This is a genomic window from Candidatus Methanomethylophilaceae archaeon, assembly GCA_017524805.1.
Taxonomy (GTDB): Archaea; Thermoplasmatota; Thermoplasmata; order Methanomassiliicoccales; family Methanomethylophilaceae; genus Methanoprimaticola.
In genome coordinates this window covers 1-6876 of record JAFXUX010000012.1, presented here as the reverse complement: position 1 = coordinate 6876, position 6876 = coordinate 1, and the positions used below count along the sequence as shown (strand labels likewise).

At 57.3% G+C, this 6876-nt stretch carries 6 protein-coding genes; 2 read left to right on the top strand and 4 right to left on the bottom strand.

The window, feature by feature from the left end:
- Positions 1-226: 226 nt before the first annotated feature.
- From IKP20_03670 to IKP20_03660, 3 genes are all read right to left on the bottom strand, one after another.
- Positions 227-580: a DUF86 domain-containing protein gene (locus IKP20_03670; GenBank protein ID MBR4504054.1), complete on the bottom strand. Its 354-nt coding sequence runs from the start codon at positions 578-580 to the stop codon at positions 227-229.
- Positions 570-896: a nucleotidyltransferase domain-containing protein gene (locus IKP20_03665; protein MBR4504053.1), complete on the bottom strand. Its 327-nt coding sequence runs from the start codon at positions 894-896 to the stop codon at positions 570-572. The genes IKP20_03670 and IKP20_03665 overlap by 11 nt, the downstream gene beginning before the upstream one ends.
- A gap of 145 nt (positions 897-1041) precedes the next feature.
- Positions 1042-1968 carry a hypothetical protein gene (locus tag IKP20_03660; GenBank protein MBR4504052.1) on the bottom strand — a complete coding sequence of 309 codons (927 nt, stop codon included), beginning with the start codon at positions 1966-1968 and terminating at the stop codon, positions 1042-1044.
- 121 nt (positions 1969-2089) lie between these two features.
- Here IKP20_03660 and IKP20_03655 point away from each other — a divergent pair, with 121 nt between their 5' ends.
- Together IKP20_03655 and IKP20_03650 are read left to right on the top strand one after the other, a co-directional pair.
- Complete coding sequence (locus IKP20_03655; GenBank protein MBR4504051.1) at positions 2090-3913, top strand: ABC transporter ATP-binding protein; 1824 nt, start codon at positions 2090-2092, stop codon at positions 3911-3913.
- 1 nt (position 3914) lies between these two features.
- Positions 3915-5693, top strand: coding sequence for an ABC transporter ATP-binding protein (locus tag IKP20_03650; GenBank protein ID MBR4504050.1), 1779 nt, complete (start codon positions 3915-3917; stop codon positions 5691-5693).
- On the opposite strand, the gene IKP20_03645 is transcribed toward IKP20_03650, so the two are convergent.
- Positions 5675-6703: a hypothetical protein gene (locus IKP20_03645; protein MBR4504049.1), complete on the bottom strand. Its 1029-nt coding sequence runs from the start codon at positions 6701-6703 to the stop codon at positions 5675-5677. The genes IKP20_03650 and IKP20_03645 overlap by 19 nt on opposite strands.
- Positions 6704-6876 lie beyond the last annotated feature (173 nt).

Below are 6876 nucleotides of genomic sequence, written 5' to 3'. Positions count from 1 at the left end.
GTTCATTCTCGAAAGGTGTCATTTGATAGACGTTGTAAAAGAGTGTTTCATCCAAGAGACGAGAAAGATTAGTTATATCACAAGCTGGCAAACGACTTTTTTTATTGATCATAATTCAAAAATATTAGGTTCGTAACTATAATTGAGACGGGTCTAGAAATAGACGGCATTTCGACTCTATGCTCCTTATGACGTCGACGATCATGACCGAAAGATGGACTCCAAATCAATCATTTCCATCGAGATCTTCGATGACTCCCCGACATATGTCGCGCAGCTCGGGAATCCCATTCTTCACTATAGGCCAAACGGATTCGTGGTCGAAGGAATCGTAGCCATGGCCGATGACGTCCCTCATTCCAGCGATCTTCTTCCAGTAGTCGGTCATGTAGCGGGAGCCGAACTTGGACCTCAGGGATTTGACCTTCTCGCCTATCTGGAAGAGACAGAATTCCACGGACCTCTGGAAGCGCTTGTTATCAACGAATGCCTCCACGTCATCTCCGAAGTATTCCAGATCCGACTCAATCTCATCGCAATAATCGACGATGTCCTGAAGGATCTGTACCTCAAGCTTCATAGACGACCCTCCTTTCGGATTCTATGGATTCCAGGAAGCTCTTCTTCAGCCCTCTCTCGGACACTACGTTGACGTCCGAGCCGAGGACCTCTTCCATGTCCATGAGGAACCCTCCGAGATCGAATAGCGTACACCCGGTGCTCGGAACGACGCAGAAATCAAAGTCGCTGTCGGAGCGGTAGTCGCCTCTGGCCCTTGACCCGAAAAGATACACGCGGACGAAACAGTATTGCGGAGCCACGTCGCGTATCAGATCCTTTAACTGTTCTAAGGACAAGCTGTCCGAGACCAGAATGCATTCGTCGTCACGTGTCATACTGCAGTCACTCCTTGAAAACCCGATTGATTAAAGCTTTCTGTAACTTCTCTGTATTCTCTAAATGCTTTTGCAATTCAAATCTCGATTTGCCGGTTTATTTATAAAGACCTGCCTATGCAATTCATCGGGCCAAGAAATCCCGTCAGCCTTTCGTGGTGATTTCCAGCTCTATACCGAAGAATCCTCTGCTGATCGCATAAGGCAGGCGGTTGTCGTCGCGGATCTCGACTTCATTGCCGTCATCGAAGGTGAAAACTATGGTCTTGTCTTCCTTGAACCCGAATCCGCTGGGCGGGAGATCTTTCCACGCCAGAATCCCGCACTTCTCGATTATCTCTTTTATCAGGTCCACGACATCTTTCCCCAGCGTCTTCTCGCTCTCGTAAACTCTCGGTCCGTCGTAGCGGGACGATTTCCTGTTGATTCCGGTCCCGTCCTCGAGGATCGTAAGGGTTGCTCTCGTGAACCCTCCGTTCTCGCGCTCCTCGCGGAAGGCGACGGTTCTGAGCCGGGAGATGTCTGGCAGCAAGATCTTGGGCCCTTCCATTGCTTCCCCGAAGATTCCGGCGATCTCGGCTCCGACCTCCATGGATATGATCGGGAACTGGTTGTTCGAGAAGCTTATCCTCTCCCCGCCGGCGTATCTGATGTCGACGCTTCCGCCGAAGTTCTCGGGCAGGCCGTGCGTCGTAGAATGGTGTCCGTTCCCTTTGGCCAGATCATTCTCTTTCACGAACGCGACCAGGCGATCGAAGATGGAGCCGCCTTCCACCAAGGCCCAGGACGAGGTTCTGCTGTTCTTCCTCAGGTACAGAAAGGAATTTTCTCCGGCGCGGTCCGCGAAGGCATAGACATAGTCGATCCTCTCGGCCTTCGATCCCGGCGGGATGCAGACGGTTCTGAAGGAGCATTCGACCGAGAACATGGTCATCTCCTCCGACACTATGGTCGTGGGAGCTTTGGTATCCAAAGTCTCGTCGGTCCCTCCGCACACGTGAGGCTCGGTCTTCCTGACGAAGATGATGCCGCCGTCTTCGTCGCCGCCTTTTTTGCCCGGTATTTTGATCATCGATGCTGCCCTCCCATATCCGCAAGACTGCGCGGGCGCAAATCGGTTTGGCCCGATATAAAAATGGTCTCCCGAACGATCGGCGCCTTTGATTAATGAGCCATCTTTTCATGCGATAAACATGATGATTAATTCCTCCATCTTCGCCCATCGGAGGAACGTTAATATACGGCCAGAGTGCGGGGCCCTCATAATACCAGGGGGGGCCAGGGAGACGATAGCGAAATATCTCAGCGGGCGCGACCGTCTATTGATCGTGCCGGTGATTCTGTTCGTGGTCGCCCAGGTCTACTTCGACCTGAAGATCCCGGAGTACATGCAGAGCATAACGTACTCGCTCCAGACCGGGACGACGCTGGAGTCCATAGCGGAAAGCGGTCTCATGATGGTCTTATGCGCCCTCATGAGCTTGGCGGCTTCCCTCTGCGCCGGAACGCTGATCGCCCACATCGGCGCGTCACTGGCCAGCAGGCTCCGCTCCGAGATGTTCGGGCAGGTCCAGCGTTTCTCTCCGGAGGACGTCTCCAGATTCTCGGTCGCATCCTTGGTCACCCGCAGCACCAACGATGTCCGGCAGGTACAGCTGTTCGTCAGCACGGCTCTGCAGACGGTCATCAAAGCTCCGATCCTCGCGGTGTGGGCCATCCTCAAGATTGCCGGCGGCGGTTGGCAGTGGACCCTCGCGACGGCGCTCTGCGTCATCTTCCTTGTGGCCGCGATCTCGGTCATCACATACCTGAGCGTCAAGTACTTCAGCAGGGCCCAGGTCCTGACGGATTCCCTGAACAGCGAGACCCGCGAGACCATCATCGGGTCCAAGGTGGTCAGGGCGTACAACGCCGAGGAGTTCCAGGGGAAGAAGTTCCAGAAGGCCTCGGAGGATATGCTGGACAATTACATGGGGCTGTTCCATGTCCGCTTCCCTCTGTTCATGCTGCCTTCGGTCGTCTCCAATTTCCTGACCATGGCGATCTACTGGATCGGAGCGATTCTGATAAGCTCCGCGGGGATGGCGGACGATCAGATGAGGCTGTTCTCCGACATGATCGCGTTCTCATCCTACGGCCTCCAAGTGCTGAACGCGTTCGTCATGATCGCGGATTTCATACGCGACTATCCCCGCGTCATCGTGAGCGTCCGCCGCGTGGAGGAGGTCATATCCGCCGTCCCGTCGGTGCAGTTCCCCAGCGAAGGCCCCGCCGGAAGCGGGGAGGGCACCGTCGAGTTCAGGGACGTCACCTTCAGATATCCGGGGACCAACAGGGATGCCTTGAACGGAGTGAGCTTCAGCGTGGGGCCCGGCCAGACCTTGGGGATAATCGGGAGGACCGGATGCGGCAAGAGCACCGTGGCGAAGCTCATGCAGCGCAGCTACGATGTCGCCGGCGGTCAGATACTAATCGACGGGGAGGATGTGAGGGATTACCGCAAGAGCGATCTGAAGGGGAAGATGGCATACGTCCCCCAGGAAGCGACCATATTCTCCGGCACGGTCAGGAGCAACGTGGACTTCAGTGGCGGAGGCTGCGGACCCGACGAAGGGATATGGGACGCGTTATCCATAGCCCAGGCTGACGGCTTCGTCAGGTCCATGCCTGACGGCCTGGAATCAAAGATCGGGCGCGACGGCCAGGGCCTATCCGGCGGCCAGAGGCAGAGGCTCGCCATAGCAAGGGCGGTTTGCAGGGGCTCCTGCATACTAATCCTGGACGATTCTTTTTCCGCCTTGGACATGAACACGGATCTGGAGCTCGGCAGGGCTCTGAAGGAACGGCTCCCGGACAGGACCAAGATCGTGATCAGCCAGAGGGTGAGGTCCATCATGGGCGCGGATACGATCGTCGTCCTGGAGGACGGGAAGGTCGCCGGCATCGGAACGCACGAGAAGCTGATCGGCAGCTGCCCGGTTTACGCCCGCATCGTCGAGACGCAGATGGGGGGATGAGATGGCCGTACCGCTGCGTTTGGAGAAGGTGCAGAAAGCCAAGAGATTCTGGCCCACGTTCATCCGTCTGTGCGGATACATAGGGAAGTACAAGTGGCGCATCGCTGCTGGTACCATCGCGTCCGTCATATCATCGCTGCTGGTCCTTCTTGCTCCGCAGTACATCAAAGAGATCACCGATGAAGTCTCGGAGGGCATAGGCGGAATCATAGACATGGGTTCGGTGACGCACCTGATGCTGTGCGTGGCAGCGATCTATGCGGCCGCGGCGGTATCCAAGGCGGTATCGCAGTACTACATCCCAACGGCATCGGAGCTCAACGCGAATCTTGTGCGCGTGGACCTCAGCTGGAAGATATCCCGCCTCCCGCAGCTCGTTCTGGACAGGATCGGGATAGGGGATGTGATGAGCCGCTTCTCCAACGACTCCGATCAGATCCGCACGAAATCCGCCGAGAGCATCAACGGCATCGTGACATCCGCGGTGATGATAGCCGGTTCCTTCGCCATGATGGCATCCCTGAGCTGGATCCTGGCGTTGATTGCCGTGGCGCCGGTGGCTCTGGGACTCGGAGTCGCGTGGGTTGTCATGCGCGCGTCCCAGAAGTATTTCGCCGCCCAGGCCGAGGACCTCGGCAGGATGAACGGGGCGGTGGAGGAGGCGTTCTACGGCCTGGAAGTCATCGACGCATACGACGCAGCCCCGCGCTACCGGGAAAGGTTCGACGCCATCAACGGCAGATTGCGGGTCAGCGCTTTCCGGTCCCAGTTCTTCACCGAGATAATCCCCCAGGTGATGTCGTTCGTCGGGAACCTGAGCTACGGCGTCGTGTGCGTCGCGGGGACGATGATGATCCTCGAAGGCTCTATCGGCTTCGGGACGGTAGTGGCTTTCCTCATCTACATACGCGAATTCTCCCAGCCGCTGGAGCGCCTCAGCAACACACTGTCCGGGATGCAGGGGATGGTCGCATCGGCGGAGAGGATATTCGAGTTCCTGGACCTGGAGGAGCTCGACGACGAAAGCGGCAAGTCAGACCGTCCGGAAGGGTTCAGGGGGGAGGTCGCGTTCGAAGGCGTCCACTTCTCGTACGTCCCCGGGACCGAATGCATCCACGGGATGGACCTCGTCGTCAGGCCGGGGCAGACGGTCGCCATCGTGGGGCCCACGGGAGCCGGGAAGACAACCATCGCGAGCCTTCTGATGCGGTTCTACGACGTGGATTCCGGGAGGATAACCATCGACGGCATCGACATCAAGGACATCAAGCGGAGCCAGGTGAGGGAGATGTTCAGCATGGTACTCCAGGATTCGTGGATATTCGAGGGGACGATCAGAGAGAACATCTCGTTCAACAGGAGCATAACCGACGGCGAATTGGAGAAGGCCTGCGACGCCGTCGGCATAAGGGAGTTCATCGAATCTCTGCCGCAAGGTTACGACACGAAAATCGGCGGTTCTTTGGCGCTGTCCTCGGGGCAGAAGCAGCAGATAAGCATCGCCCGCGCTCTCATCAGGGAGTCGCCGCTCATCATACTCGATGAGGCTACCAGCTCAGTCGACACTCTGACCGAGACGCGCATCCAGGAGTCCATGGATAAGCTGGTGGAGGGAAGGACGTCGTTCGTCATCGCCCACAGGCTGTCCACGATAAGGAACGCCGACATGATCCTGGTCGTCGATTCCGGAAAGGTGGTGGAATCCGGCACGCATCGCGAGCTCATGGAGTTGGGCGGGTATTACAGAAGGCTTTACGACAATCAGTTCGAGACTGCCTGAGCATCTCTTGCGTCTGAGGGGTTATCGGCCGTCGTGCCGGTATCTGAATCACTCTGTTCGGAGCGGTTTTCCAGGCAGGACATCGGGACCGTCTGCTGAGAATTCTTGCGGAAGGCTTCGACAACTTCGGCCGCCATATCCTCCGGGACCAATGCCATGGCGCCCTCCAGGGTGAGGCCGGAGGAAATCGCTTTCCTGACGGTGCCTGCATAGTTCAGGACCATCTCGGCCCGCATTTCTTTCTTATATTTTTCGTGTTTTTCCATGCCTTCCGCCAGGCCTTCTTCTCTGCCTTCGATGAAGCCGTCCTCTCTGGCGCTCTCCAACAGGCCGATCCTGTATTCCGCTATGAATTCCTCCAGTGTGCTCACGATTATCCCTCTTGTGTCATCTCCCCAATCGATATTAGACTCTGCCGCGGCGAGATTCAGGTTGGATTCCGGGTCGCCGCTTTTCTGGAACAGGATTCCCAGGAGCCTCAGAGCGTCGCACGGGGCGCTTCCGGGGTCGCCGATGTTCATCTCCACGAGCGCCATCGGGATTTCCGAGCCTTCGCGGCGGAGCTTCATCCTGTATATCATGTTCCTGTCGGCTGCCCTCGGGTTCAGGAATATCCATATGCAGCAGACCGGCCTGACCGCGGAGTAATCTTTGGCGGGGTCGCGGTTGGCGTACCAGGCAAGTCCGGACAGATACATCATCTGGCGCCTGGCGATCCAGGACGGGCAGCGGCCCCGGATCTCGATGTCAACCACGGCCCTCTCGCCGTCGGGGAGATCAAACTCGAATATTAGGTCGTACGCTATGGATCCGTGCCCGGCGATCAGGCCCTCATGCAGCATCCAGACAGAGCAATTGCCTCCCGCCGCGCCGAGGCGTCCGGCTATCTCATCGAGTCCCATGCCCTTGGCTTCTTTCAAGGCATCACGGACGATATACGCCAGGCATTTGAGGTTCGACAGGAGCGCCTTGGCGATGCTGTCCTTCCTGAGGTCCTCCGCGGTTTCCATGGTGAGCGAGTTTCCTCATCCCGATTTGAGCGCATCGCGTGCGTGCACGTTGCACAGCCGTAACCGCACGATGCGGCTTCGGACGGCCGGACTCCGCGGCTGTTTCCGTCCCATTTCCGGCCATTCATCGACGGGTTGCAGACAATGGATTTCGATACATAAAGTTCCGTTAT

Coding starts and splice junctions, on each gene's coding strand:
- IKP20_03670 (MBR4504054.1), bottom strand. CDS start 580: ATGAAGCTTGAGGTACAGATCCTTCAGGACATCGTCGATTATTGCGAT.
- IKP20_03665 (MBR4504053.1), bottom strand. CDS start 896: ATGACACGTGACGACGAATGCATTCTGGTCTCGGACAGCTTGTCCTTA.
- IKP20_03660 (MBR4504052.1), bottom strand. CDS start 1,968: ATGATCAAAATACCGGGCAAAAAAGGCGGCGACGAAGACGGCGGCATC.
- IKP20_03655 (MBR4504051.1), top strand. CDS start 2,090: ATGATGATTAATTCCTCCATCTTCGCCCATCGGAGGAACGTTAATATA.
- IKP20_03650 (MBR4504050.1), top strand. CDS start 3,915: ATGGCCGTACCGCTGCGTTTGGAGAAGGTGCAGAAAGCCAAGAGATTC.
- IKP20_03645 (MBR4504049.1), bottom strand. CDS start 6,703: ATGGAAACCGCGGAGGACCTCAGGAAGGACAGCATCGCCAAGGCGCTC.